Raw genomic sequence first — 19,325 nt, 5'->3', positions numbered from 1 at the left:
TAAACGCGGCGGCTCACACTTGAGACTAGCTGCAAGTCACAAGGTTTAAAGTCTTGTCATAAAACGATGCCGGCGGCACTCTGACACACCTGCGCGTCCCGGATTTCTGGCTGGAGATTGGCTGATGAGTGATATCGATGCACGCTTGCGTGAGGATGTTCACCTGCTGGGTGAGCTGTTGGGCAACACCATTCGAGAGCAGTACGGCGATGATTTTCTCGCCAAGATCGAACAGATCCGCAAAGGCGCCAAGGCCGACCGCCGTGGAGCCGCCCCGGATAAAGCCGCGGGTGACGAACTGAGCGCCAGCCTCAATCAGTTGCAGGAAGACGAACTGCTGCCGGTGGCGCGGGCCTTCAACCAGTTCCTCAACCTGGCCAATATCGCCGAGCAGTACCAGTTGATTCACCGGCGCGACGAGTCGCAACCGGCGCCGTTCGAGTCCCGCGTATTGCCGGAGTTACTGGCGCGCCTGCAGGGCGAGGGCCACAGCAATGAGTCCCTGGCCCGCCAGTTGGGGCGCCTGGACATCGAACTGGTCCTCACCGCCCACCCCACCGAAGTGGCACGCCGCACCCTGATCCAGAAATACGACGCCATCGCCGCACAACTGGCGCTGCAGGATCACCGCGACCTCACCACCGCTGAGCGCGAGCAGATCCGCCAGCGCCTGCAACGCTTGATCGCCGAAGCCTGGCACACCGAAGAAATCCGCCGCACGCGGCCCACCCCCGTGGATGAAGCCAAGTGGGGCTTCGCGGTGATCGAGCATTCGTTGTGGCACGCCATCCCCAATTACCTGCGCAAGGCCGACCAGGCGTTACACGCTGCGACGGGCCTGCGTTTGCCGCTGGAAGCCGCGCCGATCCGCTTTGCGTCGTGGATGGGCGGCGACCGTGACGGCAACCCGAATGTCACCGCGCCGGTCACCCGCGAGGTGTTGCTGCTGGCGCGCTGGATGGCGGCCGACCTGTACCTGCGCGATATCGACCACCTGGCCTCCGAACTGTCGATGCAACAGGCCAGCCCGGCGTTGCAGGCCAAGGTCGGCGACAGCGTCGAACCCTATCGTGCCCTGCTCAAGCAACTGCGCGAACGCCTGCGCGCCACGCGCCAATGGGCCCATACCGCGTTGAGCAGCAGCACGCCGGCGCCTGCCGAGGTGTTGCAGAACAACCGCGACCTGCTCGAGCCACTGGAGCTGTGCTACCAGTCGCTGCACGCGTGCGGCATGGGCGTGATCGCCGACGGCCCGCTGCTCGATTGCCTGCGCCGGGCCGTCACCTTTGGCCTGTTCCTGGTGCGCCTGGATGTGCGCCAGGATTCCAGTCGTCATTCGGCGGCGATGACCGAAATCACCGATTACCTGGGCCTGGGCCGTTACGAGGACTGGAACGAAGAGATGCGCATCAGCTTCCTGATGAAGGAGCTGGCCAACCGTCGACCGCTGTTGCCGGGCTATTTCAAGCCATCGGCCGATACCGCCGAAGTGCTCAACACCTGCAAGGAAGTGGCCGCCGCGCCTGCCGCCTCGTTAGGCTCGTATGTCATCTCCATGGCCGGTGCCGCCTCGGATGTATTGGCGGTGCAGCTGCTGCTTAAAGAGTCGGGCGTTCAACGGCCGATGCGCGTGGTACCGCTGTTCGAAACCCTGGCCGACCTGGATAACGCCGGTCCCGTGATCGAACAACTGTTGCTGCTGCCAGGCTACCGGGCGCGCTTGCAGGGCCCGCAGGAAGTGATGATCGGCTACTCCGACTCGGCCAAGGACGCCGGCACCACCGCCGCCGCCTGGGCGCAGTACCGGGCCCAGGAGCGGCTGGTGGATATCTGCCGGGAGCAACAGGTGGAATTGCTGCTGTTCCATGGCCGTGGCGGCACCGTCGGACGTGGCGGCGGCCCGGCCCACGCGGCGATCCTGTCGCAACCGCCGGGTTCGGTGGCGGGGCGTTTCCGTACCACCGAGCAAGGCGAGATGATTCGCTTCAAATTCGGCTTGCCGGACATTGCTGAACAGAATCTCAATCTCTACCTGGCCGCCGTGTTGGAGGCAACGTTGCTGCCACCGCCGCCACCGGAGCCGGCGTGGCGCCATTTGATGGATGAATTGGCGGCCGACGGCGTCAGCGCTTACCGTGCGGTGGTGCGGGAAAATCCGCAATTCGTCGAGTATTTTCGCCAGTCCACCCCGGAGCAGGAGCTGGGCCGGCTACCTCTGGGCAGTCGCCCGGCCAAGCGTCGCGCCGGTGGTATAGAAAGCCTGCGCGCCATTCCGTGGATCTTCGGTTGGACCCAGACTCGCCTGATGCTGCCGGCCTGGCTGGGTTGGGAAGCCGCATTGAGCAAGGCCCTGGAGCGTGGCGAAGGGGAACTGCTGGGGCAGATGCGCGAACAGTGGCCGTTCTTCCGCACCCGCATCGATATGCTGGAAATGGTCCTGGCCAAGGCCGATGCCGATATTGCGCGCCTGTATGACGAGCGCCTGGTGCAGCCGGACCTGTTGCCATTGGGCGTGCACTTACGCGACCTATTGTCGCAGGCCTGCGACGTGGTGCTTGGCCTGACCGGCCAGTCGCAACTGCTGGCCCATAGCCCTGACACCCTGGAGTTCATCCGCCTGCGTAACACCTACCTCGACCCCTTGCACCTGTTGCAGGCCGAGTTGCTCGCGCGCTCGCGTCGCCAGGAAGCCGCGCAGGACAGCCCTCTGGAACAGGCGCTGCTGGTGTCCGTGGCCGGTATTGCCGCCGGCCTGCGCAACACCGGCTGAGGTTTTTTGCGTGTTCTCAAAGGCTTGCGGATAAACCACGACGGCCGCCCTGAAAGGGGGGGTCGGCGTTTACAGCGCGGGTTGCACTCAGGCACACCCTACCTATGACGTACGCGTGGCGCGGGTTCCTGCGACTTTTGGCGGCTTGTGTGGTTAGGGCCCGCTGTGTATCTTGATCAGCCTTTGGCCGTTTGGGCGGCCTGGGCCCATAGTTTCATGAGCCCTATATTATTTTTACGAGATTGGCCCCACGCGGCGAATCCGAGCGTCATCTCTATAAAAAATTGAGGAGCACATCGATGCGCGTCATTCTGCTGGGAGCTCCCGGGGCCGGTAAAGGTACTCAGGCAAAGTTCATCACTGAAAAATTCGGCATTCCACAAATCTCCACTGGCGACATGTTGCGTGCTGCCGTCAAGGCCGGCACCGAGCTGGGCCTGATCGCCAAGAGCGTGATGGACAGCGGTGGCCTGGTCTCCGATGACCTGATCATCAACCTGGTCAAGGAACGCATCAGCCAGGAAGACTGCAAGAACGGCTTCCTGTTCGATGGTTTCCCACGCACCATTCCCCAGGCCGAAGCCCTGGTGAAAGCCGGCGTCGAGCTGGACGCGGTGGTGGAAATCGCGGTTGAAGATGAAGAAATCGTCCAGCGTATCGCCGGTCGTCGCGTCCACGAAGCCTCCGGCCGCGTGTACCACACCGTCTACAACCCGCCTAAAGTTGAAGGCAAGGACGATGTCACCGGTGAAGACCTGGTGCAGCGCAAGGACGACACCGAAGAAACCGTGCGTCATCGCCTGTCGGTCTACCATTCCCAGACCAAGCCGCTGGTGGATTTCTACCAGAAGCTGTCCGCAGCCCAGGGCAAGCCGAAGTACAGCCATATCCCTGGCGTCGGCTCGGTGGAAGCGATCACCGCCAAGGTCCTGCAAGCACTGAGCTGATCCTTTATCGGCTTGATAGACAACGGCCCGCTTGCGGGCCGTTGTTGTTTATACTGGCGCACTTTTTTTGACTTGGACACCCACCCGATGAGCACCCTGCTGGCCCTGGACACCGCGACTGAAGCTTGCTCCGTTGCCTTGCTGCACGATGGCAAGGTCACAAGCCACTACGAGGTGATCCCGCGCCTGCATGCGCAGAAGCTGTTGCCGATGATCAAGCAGCTGCTTGAAGACGCGGGCACCACCCTGTCGGCCGTGGATGCCATCGCCTTTGGCCGTGGCCCGGGAGCGTTCACCGGGGTGCGCATCGCCATTGGCGTGGTCCAGGGCCTGGCCTTTGCGTTGGAGCGCCCGGTGCTGCCGGTCTCCAACCTTGCCGTACTGGCCCAACGTGCCTTGCGCGAACACGGCGCCCAGCAGGTGGCGGCGGCGATCGATGCGCGTATGGACGAAGTGTATTGGGGGTGCTACCGCGAAACGGCTGGCGAAATGCGCCTTGTCGGCGTGGAAGCGGTGCAGCCACCGGAATCGGCGGTATTGCCGGGCGATGCCAGCGGTGACTGGTTCGGCGCTGGCACCGGCTGGGGGTATGGCGAGCGTATCGGTGTTCAACCGGCTGGGCAGGACGCAACCCTGTTGCCTCACGCCGAAGATCTGCTGACCCTGGCACGCTTTGCGTTCGAACGTGGCGAGGCGATTCCTGCGGATCAGGCCGCACCGGTTTACCTGCGCGATAAAGTCGCGCAGACCAAGGCGGAAAGAGGGATTATTTGACGCCAAAAATGATGGCAATTTGAGGCAAAAGTCGCCAATCGTCAGAATTTGCCCGGGTTTTTAAACCTTTTTCAAATTATGTGTTCTAGTTATCACCAGAGCATTTGCGCGCTACGGATTGCGCCACTAAAATGCCATTACTGATAGCGAGTTCGCGCCTATGCGTATAGATGGATTTTCCTCACAGTCGTACCCGATCAAGCGCAAGCCGCGTAGGGCAAACGCCACGGTGGACGACTCCGTCGAGGATTCGCCGGACTTCATCGAGGTCCAATCCGATGCGCAGGCCAGTTCACAAGCCCGCATCAGCGGCGTTCCCGCCCGTCAGCAAGACATGGTCTTCCCGCGTTCCATGAGCAAAAGCGTTGCCACCGCCCTGGCCAGCTACCTGACCACCGCCGGATTTGTCGAATGGGATATGGAAGTGCTGGGTCTCGACATCCACATCTGATGCGCCTGCCTTACTACCTCGGCTGCCCGTCCTGGAGTGAAAACGCCTGGCGCGAGTACCTGTACCCCGTCGACGCCCGCTCCAGCGATTACCTTGCCCTTTATTCCCAGGTCTTCAACGCCGTCGAAGGCAATACCACGTTCTACGCTCGCCCCTCGGCCGCTACCGTGCAGCGCTGGGCCGACATCATGCCCGACGATTTTCGCTTCACGGCCAAATTCCCCGGTGATATCAGTCACGGTGGCGACTTGCGCGAGCAATTGCCGGCGGCGGAAAGTTTTGTCGGTTTGATGAGCCCGCTCGGTGAACGTGTTTCGCCGCTGTGGCTGCAACTGTCGGCGAGTTTTTCGCCGCAACGCCTGGCTGAACTGTCCGGTTTTATCGATGGCCTGGAGCGCCCGATGGCGGTGGAAGTACGCCACCCTGAGTTCTTCGCCAAGGGCGATGCCGAGCGCACGCTCAACCGTTTGTTGCGGGATCGGGGTGTCGAGCGCATCTGCCTCGACCCACGCGCGTTGTTCAGTTGCACGTCGACCTCGGCGGCGGTACTGCACGCACAATCGAAAAAGCCCAAGGTGCCACCCCGTCCGGCAGCGCTGACCCAGTTTCCCCAAGTGCGTTTTATCGGTCATCCGGAGCTTGAGGCGAATGACCCGTTCCTGGTGCCGTGGGTGGAAAAAGTCGCGGGTTGGATCGAAGAAGGCCGCACACCCTACGTGTTCCTGCACACCTCGGATAATCGCCTTGCCGCGCAACTGGCCCTGCGTTTTCACGCGCAGCTGATGGCGCGCCTGCCCGGCCTGCCGGCGCTGCCGACCTTGCATCGGGAACCCGAAGCCGAGCAACTGGGGTTACTCTAGGGCTCCTTTTCCCGCCAGGAGTCAGTCATGGATGCCCAAACCCTTCGCGCCGAAACCTTCAAGGCCCTGCATGAGCGCGACCGCGCCTTCGTGATGCCAAACCCGTGGGACGCCGGCTCTGCGGTGATGCTCACCAGCCTTGGCTTTGAAGCCCTGGCCACGACCAGCGCGGGTTATGCGTTCAGCCTGGGACGCCCGGACGCGGAAGGGGCGTTGTCCCTGGAAGACACCTTGCGCAATGTCAGCATGATTGCCAAGGCCACCGCGCTGCCGGTGGCGGCCGACCTGGAAAACGGCTTCAGCGATACCCCCGAAGGGTGTGCCGAAACCATCTTGCGGGCGGCGGCCAGCGGTATCGTGGGGGGCTCTATCGAAGATGCCACCGGCGTTGCCGTCGACCCGATCTATCCCTTCGACCTTTCCGTAGAGCGCGTGGAAGCCGCCGTCGCCGCTGCCCGCAGCTTGCCATTCCCCTTCACGCTGACGGCCCGCGCGGAAAACCTCCTGCATGGTCGCCTGGATCTGCCCGACACTATTCGCCGCTTGCAGGCCTACGCCGAAGCCGGCGCCGACGTGCTCTATGCGCCGGGCCTGCGCAGTGCCGAGGATGTGCTGGCGGTGGTCAAGGCCGTGGCGCCAAAGCCGGTGAACGTATTGATGTCCGGCGCCCTGAAACTCAGCGTGGCGCAATTGAGCGCGATGGGGGTAAAGCGCATCAGCGTGGGCTCGGCCATGGCACTGGCGGCCTATGGTGAATTCTACCGCGCGGCCCAGGAAGTCTATGAGCTGGGCACCTTCAGCTTTACCGAGCGCTCGATGCCCTTCAGCCAGGCCAATCAGTTCTTCAAGGACTGAGCCGTGCGTTTTTTCAAACTGCAGGGTGCTCTGCTGGTGCTCAGTGCTGCATTTGCCGTGGGTGTGTGGCGTGGCTGGTTGCCGCTGCCGGCTGAATGGAACCCCTGGTCGCCGCTGGACGTACGGTCCAGCCCGAACCTGTTGACCCGCTACAAGCTGGGACGCCTGCAGGATGACCCCGAGCTGTGCGACCAAGTGCTGAAAACCTCTGCTTTGCGTGTCAGCCATCAGGCTGACACGCCCGCCGACGCTGCCTGTCCGCTGCGCAATACCTTGCGCGTGCAGGGTGCAGACGTGGCATTAAGCAGCAGCTTTCTCGCCAGTTGCCCGTTGGCCGTGGCGTTCGCGCTGTTCGAGCGCCACAGCCTGCAACCGGCAGCCCAGGCGGTGTTCGGTCAGGCGGTGACACGGGTCGATCATCTGGGCAGCTTTGCCTGTCGCAACATGTATAACCGTGCCGAAGGGCGGCTCAGCCAGCATGCGTCGGCCAATGCCTTGGATATCGCCGGGTTTCGCCTGGCGGATGGGCGCAGTATCAGCGTGCTCAAGGATTGGTCCGGGGAGGGCGACAGCGCGCGGTTCCTGCGCCAGGTGCGCGATGGCGCCTGTGATGATTTCAATGTGGTGTTGAGCCCGGACTACAACGCCGCGCACCGCAACCATTTCCATCTGGACATGGGGCGTTGGTGGGTGTGTCGCTAGGCCGCCAGGCGCAGGTTGTGGGTGATCAGCGGGCGTGCCCAGTGGTAGTCGAAGTCCAGCGCCTTCTGTTGCGCCAGCAATTCTTCGGTCGGGTAAGGCGTGGCGGGTGGTGGCAACAGGTCCAGTTCGAACTCGGCAATCGGCAAGTGCAAAGGCCGTGGTTCCGGCGCCGGGCCGGGCTCAGGCAATGGCTGGCCGGCAGTCAGGACGATGGGGCGAACCCAAGCGCTTTCGAAATTCTGCTGGCGCTGCTGCGCGACGATTTCATCCTGTGGGAACGGCTCGGCGGCCGGTGGCAGCAACTCGGTTTCAAATTCGGCGATGGGCAGGAACAGTGGCTCAGGTGGGGCGATCTCGGTGTCTTTGACGTCGCACTCGCGCTGGGTGAGGATCTGCGACAACAGGTCGGCACCGGCGCTGGGCTCTACCGCCGGGTCCGCCGGTGCCGGCGCCTTGGCGGCGAGCGCGTTCGGCGTTTCACCGAGCTGTTCGGCCAGCGCCCGGGCGAAGAAGTCCTGCCACACATGACTCACCCCGGCCAGCGCTTGGGTATTGCGCAGGCCGTAGTGGTTATGGGTCGGCAGTACACCGATGGTTAGGGGGAGAATGTCTGACATTTTTCTCGGTCGACGCTCAGCTCTGGCAAAATACCTGACTGTTGTTTTTATCGGCCGTTGTTTGCCGATCCTTAATATTTTTGAGCGTAGCGATTGATGAGCGAACAACCAGCGGCCAGCCGCATCCAGGTCGAGGCCTTGGGCGAAGGTTTCCAGGCCCGGGCCGAGCAGTGGGCTGCACAGCTCGGCTTGCCTTTACAGCTTGCGGAGGCGGATTTTTCCCTGCAGGTAGGCGAGCATGGCCTGCAACTGCAACAACTGGGGCCCGACGCGCCGGGGCCGGTGCGGGTGGACTTCGTCGAAGGCGGCGCCGCTCACCGACGGCTGTATGGCGGCGGCAGCGGACAGATGATCGCCAAGGCCGTGGGCATTGCCCAAGGCGTGCGTCCCCGTGTGCTGGACGCCACGGCCGGTCTGGGCAAGGACGCGTTCGTGCTGGCCAGCCTGGGCTGCGAGATGAGCCTGATCGAGCGCCAACCGCTGATTGGCGCCCTGCTGGAAGATGGCCTGGCACGCGGCGCGGAGGATTTCGACGTGGCGCCCATCGTGGCGCGCATGCAGCTGCTCAAGGGCAACTCCATTGACGTGATGCTCAATTGGCAAGGGGAGCCGCCCCAGGTGATCTACCTCGACCCGATGTTCCCTCACCGTGAGAAAACCGCCCTGGTGAAGAAAGAAATGCGCCTGTTCCGGCCGCTGGTGGGGGATGATCCGGACGCACCGGCGTTGCTGGCCGCCGCCCTGGCCCTGGCCAGCCACCGTGTGGTGGTCAAGCGCCCGCGCAAGGCGCCTTGCATCGAGGGGCCCAAGCCGAGCCATGCGCTGGATGGCAAGTCCAGTCGGTATGACATTTATCCCAAGAAAGCGCTCAAGTCTTAAGCCACAAGCAGTTTGTAGCTAATCACCTGCAACTGCATCTCTCCTATAGGCCCGCATAAACAACCCCACCACCTCCTGCACATGGGCTTCGGCGGCTTCATCACTCGGTTGCCCGCCGCAGCCATACAGCAGGCAGAAGTTCGCCGTGCCCTTGAGCAGGCAGAAGAAGTGCTCGGCCGCCGTAAACGGTCTGTCGATGCTCAGCGCGCCGCTCTGATCGATCTTGCCGAGCAGGCGCTCCATGCCCTGGAGCATGCGCATGGGCCCGGCTTCAAAGAAGATTTGGGAGAGTTTCACGTCCTGATTGCCGGTGGTCATCATCAGGCGATGCAGGTTTACCGACTCTTCACTGTTGATCAGCCGATGGAACCCCCGCGCGATATTCAACAATACCGTTTCCACCGGCATGCCTTCGGGCAGTTCGAAGTACATCACCGGTAACTGTTCCTCGCACTTGGCCACCACGGCGGCGGTGAACAAGGTTTCTTTGTCGGTGAAGTGGCTGTAGACGGTCAGCTTCGACACGCCGGCCTCAAGGGCCACGGCATCCATGCTGGTACTGGCGTAGCCATTGCTCAAGAACAGGGTTTTTGCTGCCGAGAGGATTGCCTGGCGTTTTGCCATGTCCTTGGGACGCCCGGGGCTATTGGTGCTTACACGATTGTCGGACATTTTCACCTTTAATACTGGACTGGCGAGTTTGGTATTAATAACATACCGGCCAGTATAATTATTCCTAGCTCCATTTGCGAAAGGTCCTTCAGCATGCGCAGCACTTTCCTGCCCTTTGCGTTGCCTGTCTGCCTGGTCTTCCTGTTGGCCGCCTGCGGCCATGAAGAAGCGGTCCAGACCACCGTCCGCCCGGCCATGGTGGTGCAGCCGCAACCCTCGGCGCAGTCGACGGACAGCTACCCCGGTGAAGTCCGCGCTCGCTATGAGCCGGACCTGGCCTTTCGCATCGGTGGCAAAGTCAGCAAGCGTCTGGTGGAGGAGGGCGAGCGGGTCAAGACCAACCAGGCGCTGGCGGAACTTGACCCTCAGGATGTGCGCCTGCAACTGGAGGCCGCCCGTGCCCAGGTCGCCGCAGCCGAAGCCAACCTGAGCCTGGTGCGCGCTGAGCGTGATCGCTACAAGACCCTGATGGACCGCCAGATGGTCAGCCGTTCCCAGTACGACAATTCCGAAAACCTTTACCGTTCCGGCGAAGCGCGCCTCAAGCAGATCAAGGCCGAGTTTGACGTGGCCAGTAACCAGGCTGGCTACGCCGTATTGCGCGCCCCCCAGGATGGTGTCGTAGCCAAGCGCGCGGTGGAAGTCGGCCAAGTGGTCTCCGCTGGCCAGACCGTGTTCACCCTGGCTACCGATGGCGAGCGCGAAGTGCTCATCAGCCTGCCCGAACAAGGGTTTGGTCGCTTCAAGATCGGTCAACCGGTCGCGGTGGAGTTGTGGAGCCAGCCGGGCCAGCGTTTTACCGGGCGCATCCGTGAACTGTCGCCTGCGGCTGATCCAAAATCGCGCACCTTCGCCGCTCGCGTTGCCTTCACCGGCGGCAAAGTCCCGGCGGAACTGGGGCAAAGCGCTCGCGTATTCATACAGGCCGACGGTGTTGTTCCGCTGTCGGTACCGCTGTCTGCCCTGAGTGCGGAGAACGGTGCGTCCTACGTCTGGCGTGTACAGCCGGACAACACCCTCAAGCGCACACCGGTACGCATTGGCGCCTTCGGTGAAAAAACCGTACCGGTGCTGGAAGGCTTGACCCCCAACGACTGGGTGGTCGCAGCCGGCGTGCATGTGCTCCACGAGGGCCAGCAAGTGCGCGCGGTGGATGGCTCCAACCGTGTAGTGAACCTGGCGGCCAAGGAGTAGTCCCCGATGGCTTTCAATCTTTCCGAATGGGCGTTGCGTAACCGCCAGATCGTACTGTTCCTGATGATCCTGCTGGCTGTGGTCGGCACCTTGTCCTACACCAAGCTGGGGCAAAGCGAAGATCCACCGTTTACCTTCAAGGCCATGGTGATCAAGACCAACTGGCCCGGCGCTACGGCCCAGGAAGTCTCGCGCCAGGTCACCGAGCGTATCGAGAAAAAACTGATGGAGACCGGCGAATACGAGCGCATTGTCTCGTTCTCTCGCCCGGGTGAGTCCACCGTCACCTTCATTGCGCGCGACTCCATGCACTCTGTGCAGATTCCTGAGTTGTGGTACCAGGTGCGCAAGAAGATCAGCGACATCCGGCAGACCTTGCCGCCGGATATCCAGGGGCCGTTTTTCAACGACGAGTTCGGTACCACCTTCGGCAATATCTACGCCCTGACCGGCGACGGCTTCGACTATGCCGTGCTCAAGGACTACGCCGACCGCATCCAGATTCAACTGCAACGGGTGGCGGATGTGGGCAAGGTCGAGTTACTTGGCCTACAGGATGAGAAGATCTGGATCGAGCTGTCCAACCTCAAGCTCGCCACTCTTGGCCTGCCGTTGGCCGCTGTACAGCAGGCGTTGCAGGAGCAGAACGCGGTGTCCACTGCCGGCTTCTTTGAAACCCCGAGCGAGCGTGTGCAACTGCGCGTGTCGGGCAACTTCAAGACGGTGGAAGAGATCCGCAACTTTCCGATTCGTGTCGCTGATCGAACCTTCCGGATTGGCGATGTAGCCGACATTCACCGTGGCTTCAACGATCCACCGGCACCGCGCATGCGTTACATGGGGGCGGATGCTATCGGACTGGCCGTGGCCATGCGTGATGGCGGCGATATCCTGGTGCTGGGCAAGGCCCTCGAAGGCGAATTCGCACGTTTGCAAAAGAACCTTCCGGCGGGCATGGAGCTGCGCAAGGTGTCAGACCAACCGGCAGCGGTGAAAACCGGTGTCGGCGAATTCGTGCAGGTGTTGGCCGAGGCATTGGCGATTGTCTTGCTGGTGAGCTTCTTCTCCCTCGGCATACGCACTGGCATGGTCGTAGCCCTGGCGATACCGCTGGTGCTGGCAATGACCTTTGCCACCATGTATTACCTCGGTATCGGCCTGCACAAGATTTCCCTCGGTGCGTTGGTGCTGGCCCTCGGCTTGCTGGTGGATGACGCGATCATTGCCGTGGAAATGATGGCAATCAAAATGGAGCAGGGCTACGACCGGCTCAAGGCGGCCAGTTTTGCCTGGACCAGCACCGCCTTCCCGATGCTCACCGGTACGCTGATCACGGCGGCCGGTTTCCTGCCGATTGCCACCGCGCAGTCGAGCACAGGTGAATACACACGCTCGATCTTCCAGGTGGTGACGATCGCGTTGCTCGCCTCATGGATCGCCGCCGTGGTATTTGTGCCGTACCTGGGGGAAAAACTCCTGCCGGACCTGGCGAAGATTCACGCGGCCAAACACGGCATCGATGGCCCGGATCCCTACGGCACGCCGTTCTACCAACGTGTAAGACGTTTGGTGGAGTGGTGCGTGCGCCGGCGCAAAACCGTGATTGTCCTGACGTTGCTACTGTTTATCGGCTCGGTGGCGTTGTTTCGCTTTGTGCCGCAACAGTTCTTCCCGGCCTCAGGCCGCCTGGAGCTGATGGTCGACCTGAAATTGGCTGAAGGCGCTTCCCTGAGCAATACCGCCGACCAGGTCAAGCGCCTGGAAGCCTTGCTCAAGGAACACGCCGGCATTGATAACTATGTGGCCTACGTCGGCACCGGTTCGCCGCGTTTCTACCTGCCCCTGGACCAGCAACTGCCAGCGGCCAGTTTTGCGCAGTTCGTGGTGTTGGCTAAGACCATCGAGGGCCGCGAGAGCCTGCGTACCTGGCTGATCGAAACCCTCAACGAACAATTCCCCGACCTGCGCTCGCGGGTTACCCGCCTGGAAAACGGCCCTCCTGTCGGCTATCCGGTGCAGTTTCGCGTAACCGGAGAACACATCGAGGAAGTCCGCGCCCTTGCACGGAAGGTCGCGGCCAAGGTTCGCGAAAATACCCACGTGGTCAATGTGCACCTGGACTGGGAAGAGCCGAGCAAGATCGTCTACCTCAATATCGACCAGGACCGCGCCCGCGCCCTCGGCGTCAGTACCGCCAACCTGTCGAAATTCCTGCAAAGCTCACTGACCGGTTCCAGCGTCAGTCAATACCGGGAGGACAACGAGTTGATCGAAATCCTCCTGCGCGGCACCGTCCACGAGCGCACCGAGTTATCGCTGCTGCCCAGCCTGGCGGTGCCGACCGACAACGGTAAAAGCGTGGCCCTGTCGCAGATCGCCACCCTCGAATACGGCTTTGAAGAGGGCATTATCTGGCACCGCAACCGCTTGCCGACGGTGACCGTGCGCGCCGATATCTACGGCAAGGAACAACCGGCAACGCTGGTCCAGCAAATCCTGCCAACCCTTGAGGGTGTGCGCGCCGAATTGCCGGATGGCTACCTGCTGGAAGTCGGTGGCACCGTCGAAGACTCCGCCCGCGGGCAGAACTCGGTGAAGGCTGGCGTGCCGCTGTTTATCGTGGTGGTGCTGACCTTGCTGATGCTGCAACTGCGCAGCTTCTCACGCACGGCGATGGTGTTTCTGACCGCGCCGTTGGGCCTGATTGGCGTGACGCTGTTTCTGCTGGTGTTCCGCCAGCCCTTCGGCTTCGTGGCCATGCTCGGGACCATCGCGCTGTCGGGGATGATCATGCGCAACTCGGTGATCCTGGTGGACCAGATCGAACAGGACATCAAGGCCGGGCTGGCGCCGTGGCAGGCAATTATCGAAGCCACCGTGCGGCGTTTCCGCCCGATTGTGCTGACCGCCCTGGCGGCGGTGCTGGCGATGATCCCGCTGTCACGCAGCGTGTTCTTCGGGCCGATGGCGGTGGCGATCATGGGCGGCTTGATCGTCGCGACGGCGTTGACCCTATTGTTCCTTCCGGCCCTGTATGCTGCGTGGTTCCGAGTGAGGAAGGACGTCGCGTAATCATGCTGGCCACTGTTTCTGCCCTGATGTTGCTGCTGCTCGCCCCCGGCCCGACCAATACCCTGCTGTTTCGTGCCGGGTTGCTGTTCGGGTTCCGGGCTTCGTGGAAACTGGCCTTTATTGAGTGCCTGGCTTACTTGCTGCAGGTCTCACTGTGGGGCGTAGCGCTGGTTTACCTGGCGATGTATTCGCCGTGGGCATTGAAGGCGACGCAACTGGCCGCGGCCTGTTACTTGCTGTACGTCTCCTACAACCTGTGGCAGCGCAAAGGTGCTGCCATCGACCTGAACAGGGATCGATTCTCCGGGCTGTATTTCTTTTGGTTGACGGTCATGAACCCCAAGGGGCTGTTGATCGTGTCGTTCATCGCGCCGGCCGGCGCCTTTATCACGCTGCAAGGTTACGTGGGGTTCATGACCGCCCTTGCCTTGGTGGTGATACCCGTCGGTTGTGCCTGGATCATTCTCGGCAGCCAATTCGAAGGGTTTCAGAAGACCTGGTTGACCCCCTTGAAGATCAATCGTGTCACCTCTGTGGCCATCTGCGGCTTTGCCACGCTCATGATGGGGCGCTTGGTCGAGACGCTCCTGCTGTAGGGATGACGCCTACAGGGGGTGTGGAACCAATCTTATGTGATTGCCACTTAACGTTACCTGATTGGCAGGTACCTGTTTCTGCGTAGGGTAGAAGCAGGAGTGATTGAAACGCAAGGAGTTCAATGTGCTTTTCTTCCCTCTCGTTCTTCCGCTTCTTTTCGGTGGGTTTGGTCGTCCTCAGTGCTGTAGGCCACCTGAGCCTGAACCTGCTCGACCTAACCCTTCACCCCACAGTGTTACAACAACGACTACCACAACGGTTAATGGCCCAGTAACAGGTTACTTCCCAACGCACCGACTCTACTAAGTGCTTTCACACTAAAACGCCCCGAAACAGTCGGGGCGTTTTTTGTAGGGGGTGAGGTGGTCCAGCCATTAGTCAGAGTGTGCCAAACACCTTCTTCGCCAGACTGGTGGCCGCCGCCGCCGGGTTCTTGCGAATCGTCTCTTCCTGCTGCGCAATCATCTTGAACAAACCATCCAGCGCCTGTTCGGTCACGTAGTTTTCCACGTTGGCGCTCTTGGCATCCACGGCGCCAAACGCGGCGGCCTTGCCTGCGAGGGCGTTGTACTGCTGGGCCACGCCCACCTTGTCGGTGGCGGCCTTGACGATCGGCAGGAACTTGGCGCGGATCTGTTCGCGACTGCTCTTGTTCAGGTACTGGGTGGCGGAGTCCTGGCCGCCGCTGAGGATGCCCTTGGCGTCGGTCACGCTCATGTTCTTCACTGCATTGACCAGAATCGGCTGGGCCTGGGTCACGGCGGTTTCAGCGGCTTTGTTCATGCTGTCTTCCAACTGCGTGACCTGGTCACCCATGCCGAACATTTTCAGCTTGTCGGCGACTTTGCCCAGCTTGCCCGGCAGGCCGATCTTCACTTCAGGGTTGTTGCTGAAACCACCGGGTACACCCAGTTGTTTCACGGCGATCTGTGCGCCTTGGGTCAGGGCGTCCTTGAGGCCGCCGCTGGCGTCGCCCTGGGACAGGCTACTGAGGTCCAGGGCCATGGCGTTGGCGCCGAGCAGCAGGCCGGCACACAGGGCAGTGAGGCGAAGGGATTTGCGGAGCATGGGCGCTTCCTTATGTTCGAGTTCAGGGTGCTACGGCGTTCACGCGCACGCGCAGCGGCTGTGGATCCTGGCCGTTGAGCTGCACCGTGTGCCGTTCGGTGGTGATAAACAGTAGCTTGCCATCCAGTTCGATGCGAGCGCTCACCGAATAACTGTGGCCTGGCTTGACCTGTGCGGGGTCGTAGGTCAGGTGAAACGGCAGCGGCACCTGGCCTTTGACCGGGCCTTTCTGCTCGGCCAACGTCACTGCGGGCGCATCCGCCAGGGACACGTCCTGGAGGCTCACGCTCAAGGTGGCAGCGGGCGGCAGGGCAATGCGTTGCAGGTAGAACACTTCGCCGTCGAGGCTGGCCTTGGGCGCTGGATGCATGGATTGGCAGGCTCCGAGCAGGGCGGTGAGGCCCAGGAGAATGATCTTTTTCATGGTGCAGCTCCTTTTCAACGGCGCCAGCATCCAACTGGCGCCTTGTTCAATCTAGCGTGTTTCTTCCGCTTCCACCGGCGCTTCGGCCGCGCCATCCACACGGTGCAAGGCCACCTGGCGGATCGACAGGCGAATCTCCGCGGGCAACACGCGCTTGGCCGCACCTTCGGCCAGTTCGCCGAGCAGGTCGTGGTAGCTCAACTTGCCGGCCTCGTCGCGGCGCAGCACATCTTGCTCCAGCAAGGTCTGGATGAAATGTCGGAAAAGGCTCTTGTCGAAGAATTCCGGGGCGTTGAGGCCATGCAGGATCGACAGGCGCTGGGCCATGATCGTGCACAGGTCTTCCAGTTCTTCGGCGCTGATGCTGTTCTGGCCGCTGTTGAGCAGCAGCGAGATCGCCATGTAGAAGCGTTGCAGGGTCTGGGCGATGGTCTTGGACAGCAGGGTCAGCAGCACGAAGTGCCGCGAGCTTGGTGCAGGGCGCAGGAACACATTGTTTTCGAAGCGCAGCAGGCCCTGTTCGACGAACGCGTCCAGCCATTGATCGACCACCGCATCCAGCTCTTCCAGCGACCAGCGGATAAACAGCTCCGATTGCAGGTACGGGTACAGCGCGTGGGTATAGCGCAGGATCTGCTCGCGGCTCATCCGCGAGCTGCTCTGGAAGAAGCTGGCCAGCAGCGCCGGCAGGGCGAAGATATGCAGCACATTGTTGCGGTAGTAGGTCATCAGGACGGCGTTCTGCTCGTCCAGGTACAGAATTTTGCCCAGGGCATCGCTCTGTTCCGACAGCAGGTCCATGTCCTTGACGTGCTTGATCAGCGCCAGGCCGTCGCCTTCGGGCAAGGTGGTGTGGGGCGAATAAGGCACGCGGCGCAGCAGCGCCAGGTACAGGTCCAACTGGCGGGCCATGGCCTGTTCATCCAGGGCCAGGCGCGTGGTGGACAGCAGCGCCAGGGCCACCAGATTCACCGGGTTCACGGCGGCGGCTTCGTTCAGGTGGCGGGCCACCTGTTCGCCGAGGCGGTTGGTGGTTTCGTTGAGCCAGGCCGGTTTGTAGTTCGGGCCCAGTTCCTGGCTGCGCCAGTCCGGTTGCTCGGCGTCGAGGAACTCGGCCAGCTTGATCGGCTCGCCGAAGTTGACCGCGACCTGGCCAAAGCGCTGCTTGAGCGCGCCGACCACTTTGAAAATATCGAAGATCGACTCTTTCTTCTTGCTCGCACCCCGCAGTTCGCCGAGGTAGGTGCGGCCTTCGAGCACGCGCTCATAGCCGATATACACCGGCACGAACACGATCGGCATGCGCGAGGAGCGCAGGAAACTGCGCAGCGTAATCGCCAGCATCCCGGTCTTAGGCTGCAGCATGCGCCCGGTGCGCGAGCGTCCGCCTTCGACGAAGTACTCCACCGGGAAGCCCTTGGTGAACAAGGTGTGCAGGTATTCGTTGAACACCGAGGTGTACAGCGGGTTGCCCTTGAAGGTGCGGCGCATGAAAAACGCACCGCCACGGCGCAACAGGCTGCCGATTACCGGCATGTTCAGGTTGATGCCGGCGGCGATATGCGGTGGGGTCAGGCCGTTCTTGAACAGCAGGTAGGACAGCAGCAGGTAGTCGATATGGCTGCGGTGGCAAGGCACATAAATCACCTCGTAGCCCTGGGCAACCTGTTGCACGCCCTCGATGTTATTGACCTTGATGCCGTCGTAGATCTTGTTCCAGAACCAGCTCAACACCACTTCCAGGAAGCGGATCGCGGTGTAGGTGTAGTCCGAGGCGATCTCGTTGCCGTAGCGCAGGGCCAGGGCCTTGGCTTTTTCCGGGCTGATTTTTTCCCGCTCGGCTTCGTCAAGGATGGCCTGGCGCACCAGCGGCATGTTGACCAGGCCTTTCACCAGATTGCGCCGGTGGGACAAATCGGGGCCGATCACCGCCGTCTTCAGGTTACGAAAGTGCACGCGCAGGATACGTTGGGCCATGCGCACGGTGCGTTCGTGGCCTTTATTGTGCTCGATCAATTCACGCAGGTTGATGGGCGCGGAGAATTGCACGCGGGTCTTGCGCCCCAGGATCAGGATGCTCAACAACCGGCGTAGACGCCCAGTGACCGCCCAACTGTCGGCAAACAGCAGCTTCCACGGGCTGGACTCGCTCGCAGGGGTTTGCCCCCAGAACACGCTGACCGGAATGATTTGTGCATTCTCTTCGGCGTGTTCGCTGAGGGTGTTGACCAGGCGGGTCAGGGTCGGCGGCGCGCCGCGCTTGTCCTGGCGCCCCAGCCAGTCCGGCTCGGGCGTGAGGTAGAAGAACGCCGCGGGTTCCATCAGCGGGCCTACCGATACCGGCAGTACCGGGCGCGGCAGGCCGGCCTTGGTGCACTCGGCATCGACCACGGCCAATTCGGTGAGGGAGGGCGATTGCAGGACGTAAAACACCGGCCGGCTGCGGTCCAGGTTGAGGGTAAGGGACGACTGGTTGATCGTCTCCGAGCGAACCCAGAGGTACAACAGTCGGCGCAAGGTGCCAAACACCAGACGGCGGAACGGGGAGCGGGTCATAGGCGAGCTGCTTCAAGTGGGAAAAACCGAGCAGGCGCTCGGGCGGGTAGTGTGCCGTATTCGCCGAAAATCGGCAAAAAAGCAGCGATGTAAACTTGAGTTGATCGTTTTTGAGCCTGTCTTATACTCGGCAGTTCAACGCGATCGGCTCAACAATAACAATCAAGTGGGAGTGAACAGATGGCAACGCGCGAGACAGGCAATGTGAAGTGGTTCAACGACGCCAAGGGCTATGGCTTCATCCAGCGTGAAGATGGCAAGGATGTGTTTGTGCACTACCGCGCCATTCGCGGCGACGGCCACCGTTCGTTGGCCGAGGGCCAGCAGGTGGAATACGCCGTGGTAAGCGGCGAGAAGGGGTTGCAGGCGGAGGATGTGGTCGGTTTGTAATGCGGATTTGTTACACCGCAGAACCCATGTGGGAGGGGGCAAGCCCCCTCCCACATTTTGACTGGGTTCGCAATTCAGGCTCAGGCAGTTTTCCAGGTGATCTGCTCTTCACCGTCCGCGCTGATGCGAATCCAGGTGTCGGCGCTTTCCTCACCTTCTTCCTCGACCCAGCTCCCCGGTGCGCAGCGCACTTCCACGTTCAGCGCAGCAAACGCAGCGCGGGCGCAGGCAATGTCGTCTTCCCACGGCGTCTGGTCACTTTCCAGGTACAGGCTGTTCCACTTGCCTACGGCTTTCGGCAGCCAGGTGACCGGCACATTGCCGGCCTTGCACTTGTAGGTCTGGCCACGCTGGACCCAGTCGCTGCAAGGGCCCAGGGCAGCGCCCAGCCAGGCGGCGATGGCCTTGTAGTCGACGTCGGCGTCCTTCAGGTAAATCTCGATATCGGGTTGGCGCATGGATATTCCTCGTTGCGGGATTCGAAAATCCATTCGCGG

At 61.8% G+C, this 19,325-nt stretch carries 18 protein-coding genes; 12 read left to right on the top strand and 6 right to left on the bottom strand.

The window, feature by feature from the left end:
• The first annotated feature begins 124 nt into the window (after positions 1-124).
• The 7 genes from ppc to AC07OP_RS03280 all read left to right on the top strand — a co-directional run bounded on the left by ppc (position 125) and on the right by AC07OP_RS03280 (position 7,359).
• The gene (gene ppc / locus AC07OP_RS03310; protein WP_495100957.1) at positions 125-2,770 is read left to right on the top strand and encodes a phosphoenolpyruvate carboxylase; all 2,646 of its coding nucleotides are present in this window, start codon (positions 125-127) and stop codon (positions 2,768-2,770) included.
• 299 nt (positions 2,771-3,069) lie between these two features.
• Complete coding sequence (gene adk, locus AC07OP_RS03305; protein WP_010212617.1) at positions 3,070-3,717, top strand: adenylate kinase; 648 nt, start codon at positions 3,070-3,072, stop codon at positions 3,715-3,717.
• Between the two features lie 87 nt (positions 3,718-3,804).
• Positions 3,805-4,491: a tRNA (adenosine(37)-N6)-threonylcarbamoyltransferase complex dimerization subunit type 1 TsaB gene (gene tsaB, locus AC07OP_RS03300; protein WP_137211483.1), complete on the top strand. Its 687-nt coding sequence runs from the start codon at positions 3,805-3,807 to the stop codon at positions 4,489-4,491.
• 160 nt (positions 4,492-4,651) lie between these two features.
• On the top strand, positions 4,652-4,942 hold the full coding sequence (locus tag AC07OP_RS03295; protein WP_027604506.1) for a hypothetical protein: 291 nt from the start codon (positions 4,652-4,654) through the stop codon (positions 4,940-4,942).
• Entirely contained in the window at positions 4,942-5,802 is an 861-nt protein-coding gene (locus AC07OP_RS03290; protein WP_495100958.1) for a DUF72 domain-containing protein, read from the top strand. Before AC07OP_RS03295 ends, AC07OP_RS03290 begins: the two co-directional genes overlap by 1 nt.
• 27 nt (positions 5,803-5,829) lie before the next feature.
• Positions 5,830-6,657, top strand: coding sequence for an isocitrate lyase/PEP mutase family protein (locus AC07OP_RS03285; protein WP_495100959.1), 828 nt, complete (start codon positions 5,830-5,832; stop codon positions 6,655-6,657).
• Between the two features lie 3 nt (positions 6,658-6,660).
• The gene (locus AC07OP_RS03280; protein WP_495100960.1) at positions 6,661-7,359 is read left to right on the top strand and encodes an extensin-like domain-containing protein; all 699 of its coding nucleotides are present in this window, start codon (positions 6,661-6,663) and stop codon (positions 7,357-7,359) included.
• On the opposite strand, the gene AC07OP_RS03275 is transcribed toward AC07OP_RS03280, so the two are convergent.
• Positions 7,356-7,976 (bottom strand): energy transducer TonB, encoded by a 621-nt coding sequence (locus tag AC07OP_RS03275; protein ID WP_495100961.1) that lies wholly within the window; start codon positions 7,974-7,976, stop codon positions 7,356-7,358. The genes AC07OP_RS03280 and AC07OP_RS03275 overlap by 4 nt on opposite strands.
• Before the next feature lie 96 nt (positions 7,977-8,072).
• On the opposite strand from AC07OP_RS03275, the gene AC07OP_RS03270 reads away from it, so the two are divergent.
• Entirely contained in the window at positions 8,073-8,855 is a 783-nt protein-coding gene (locus AC07OP_RS03270; RefSeq protein ID WP_495100962.1) for a class I SAM-dependent methyltransferase, read from the top strand.
• An 18-nt stretch (positions 8,856-8,873) separates the two neighbouring features.
• Here the strand turns inward: AC07OP_RS03270 and AC07OP_RS03265 are convergent, their stop codons facing one another.
• Complete coding sequence (locus tag AC07OP_RS03265) at positions 8,874-9,527, bottom strand: TetR/AcrR family transcriptional regulator (RefSeq protein WP_495100963.1); 654 nt, start codon at positions 9,525-9,527, stop codon at positions 8,874-8,876.
• 93 nt (positions 9,528-9,620) lie between these two features.
• Between AC07OP_RS03265 and AC07OP_RS03260 the strand changes: the two genes are divergently transcribed.
• From AC07OP_RS03260 to AC07OP_RS03250, 3 genes are read left to right on the top strand one after another with little or no spacing between them, the layout of a single operon-like run.
• Positions 9,621-10,721 carry an efflux RND transporter periplasmic adaptor subunit gene (locus AC07OP_RS03260; RefSeq protein ID WP_115485748.1) on the top strand — a complete coding sequence of 367 codons (1,101 nt, stop codon included), beginning with the start codon at positions 9,621-9,623 and terminating at the stop codon, positions 10,719-10,721.
• Positions 10,722-10,727: 6 nt separating this feature from the next.
• The gene (locus AC07OP_RS03255; protein WP_141156909.1) at positions 10,728-13,793 is read left to right on the top strand and encodes an efflux RND transporter permease subunit; all 3,066 of its coding nucleotides are present in this window, start codon (positions 10,728-10,730) and stop codon (positions 13,791-13,793) included.
• A gap of 2 nt (positions 13,794-13,795) precedes the next feature.
• Positions 13,796-14,389 (top strand): LysE family translocator, encoded by a 594-nt coding sequence (locus AC07OP_RS03250; protein ID WP_495100964.1) that lies wholly within the window; start codon positions 13,796-13,798, stop codon positions 14,387-14,389.
• A 379-nt stretch (positions 14,390-14,768) separates the two neighbouring features.
• Here the strand turns inward: AC07OP_RS03250 and AC07OP_RS03245 are convergent, their stop codons facing one another.
• Genes AC07OP_RS03245 through plsB form a run of 3 tightly spaced genes read right to left on the bottom strand, consistent with a single transcriptional unit; the run spans position 14,769 to position 18,438 of the window.
• Positions 14,769-15,458, bottom strand: coding sequence for a DUF4197 domain-containing protein (locus AC07OP_RS03245; protein ID WP_495100965.1), 690 nt, complete (start codon positions 15,456-15,458; stop codon positions 14,769-14,771).
• A 22-nt stretch (positions 15,459-15,480) separates the two neighbouring features.
• Positions 15,481-15,882: a YbaY family lipoprotein gene (locus AC07OP_RS03240; RefSeq protein ID WP_027604494.1), complete on the bottom strand. Its 402-nt coding sequence runs from the start codon at positions 15,880-15,882 to the stop codon at positions 15,481-15,483.
• Positions 15,883-15,933: 51 nt separating this feature from the next.
• Positions 15,934-18,438, bottom strand: coding sequence for a glycerol-3-phosphate 1-O-acyltransferase PlsB (plsB, locus tag AC07OP_RS03235; RefSeq protein ID WP_495100966.1), 2,505 nt, complete (start codon positions 18,436-18,438; stop codon positions 15,934-15,936).
• 180 nt (positions 18,439-18,618) lie between these two features.
• On the opposite strand from plsB, the gene AC07OP_RS03230 reads away from it, so the two are divergent.
• A complete protein-coding gene (locus AC07OP_RS03230; protein ID WP_017529713.1) occupies positions 18,619-18,828 on the top strand; it encodes a cold shock domain-containing protein in 210 nt (69 codons plus the stop codon).
• An 80-nt stretch (positions 18,829-18,908) separates the two neighbouring features.
• Here the strand turns inward: AC07OP_RS03230 and AC07OP_RS03225 are convergent, their stop codons facing one another.
• A complete protein-coding gene (locus AC07OP_RS03225; RefSeq protein WP_065948851.1) occupies positions 18,909-19,286 on the bottom strand; it encodes a hypothetical protein in 378 nt (125 codons plus the stop codon).
• Positions 19,287-19,325: the final 39 nt, after the last annotated feature.

The sequence above is a fragment of the Pseudomonas sp. GW821-FHT09D08 genome, from assembly GCF_059416305.1.
The sequence above is the reverse complement of the archived record's forward strand: the minus strand, read 5'-3'. Positions and strand labels throughout refer to the sequence as shown.

What these genes read in the sequence shown, in the direction of transcription:
- AC07OP_RS03265 (WP_495100963.1), bottom strand. Translation starts at nt 9,527, where the DNA reads ATGTCCGACAATCGTGTAAGCACCAATAGCCCCGGGCGTCCCAAGGAC.
- ppc (WP_495100957.1), top strand. Translation starts at nt 125, where the DNA reads ATGAGTGATATCGATGCACGCTTGCGTGAGGATGTTCACCTGCTGGGT.
- AC07OP_RS03230 (WP_017529713.1), top strand. Translation starts at nt 18,619, where the DNA reads ATGGCAACGCGCGAGACAGGCAATGTGAAGTGGTTCAACGACGCCAAG.
- AC07OP_RS03225 (WP_065948851.1), bottom strand. Translation starts at nt 19,286, where the DNA reads ATGCGCCAACCCGATATCGAGATTTACCTGAAGGACGCCGACGTCGAC.
- AC07OP_RS03285 (WP_495100959.1), top strand. Translation starts at nt 5,830, where the DNA reads ATGGATGCCCAAACCCTTCGCGCCGAAACCTTCAAGGCCCTGCATGAG.
- AC07OP_RS03240 (WP_027604494.1), bottom strand. Translation starts at nt 15,882, where the DNA reads ATGAAAAAGATCATTCTCCTGGGCCTCACCGCCCTGCTCGGAGCCTGC.
- AC07OP_RS03250 (WP_495100964.1), top strand. Translation starts at nt 13,796, where the DNA reads ATGCTGGCCACTGTTTCTGCCCTGATGTTGCTGCTGCTCGCCCCCGGC.
- AC07OP_RS03295 (WP_027604506.1), top strand. Translation starts at nt 4,652, where the DNA reads ATGCGTATAGATGGATTTTCCTCACAGTCGTACCCGATCAAGCGCAAG.
- AC07OP_RS03260 (WP_115485748.1), top strand. Translation starts at nt 9,621, where the DNA reads ATGCGCAGCACTTTCCTGCCCTTTGCGTTGCCTGTCTGCCTGGTCTTC.
- AC07OP_RS03245 (WP_495100965.1), bottom strand. Translation starts at nt 15,458, where the DNA reads ATGCTCCGCAAATCCCTTCGCCTCACTGCCCTGTGTGCCGGCCTGCTG.
- plsB (WP_495100966.1), bottom strand. Translation starts at nt 18,438, where the DNA reads ATGACCCGCTCCCCGTTCCGCCGTCTGGTGTTTGGCACCTTGCGCCGA.
- AC07OP_RS03275 (WP_495100961.1), bottom strand. Translation starts at nt 7,976, where the DNA reads ATGTCAGACATTCTCCCCCTAACCATCGGTGTACTGCCGACCCATAAC.
- adk (WP_010212617.1), top strand. Translation starts at nt 3,070, where the DNA reads ATGCGCGTCATTCTGCTGGGAGCTCCCGGGGCCGGTAAAGGTACTCAG.
- tsaB (WP_137211483.1), top strand. Translation starts at nt 3,805, where the DNA reads ATGAGCACCCTGCTGGCCCTGGACACCGCGACTGAAGCTTGCTCCGTT.
- AC07OP_RS03290 (WP_495100958.1), top strand. Translation starts at nt 4,942, where the DNA reads ATGCGCCTGCCTTACTACCTCGGCTGCCCGTCCTGGAGTGAAAACGCC.
- AC07OP_RS03255 (WP_141156909.1), top strand. Translation starts at nt 10,728, where the DNA reads ATGGCTTTCAATCTTTCCGAATGGGCGTTGCGTAACCGCCAGATCGTA.
- AC07OP_RS03270 (WP_495100962.1), top strand. Translation starts at nt 8,073, where the DNA reads ATGAGCGAACAACCAGCGGCCAGCCGCATCCAGGTCGAGGCCTTGGGC.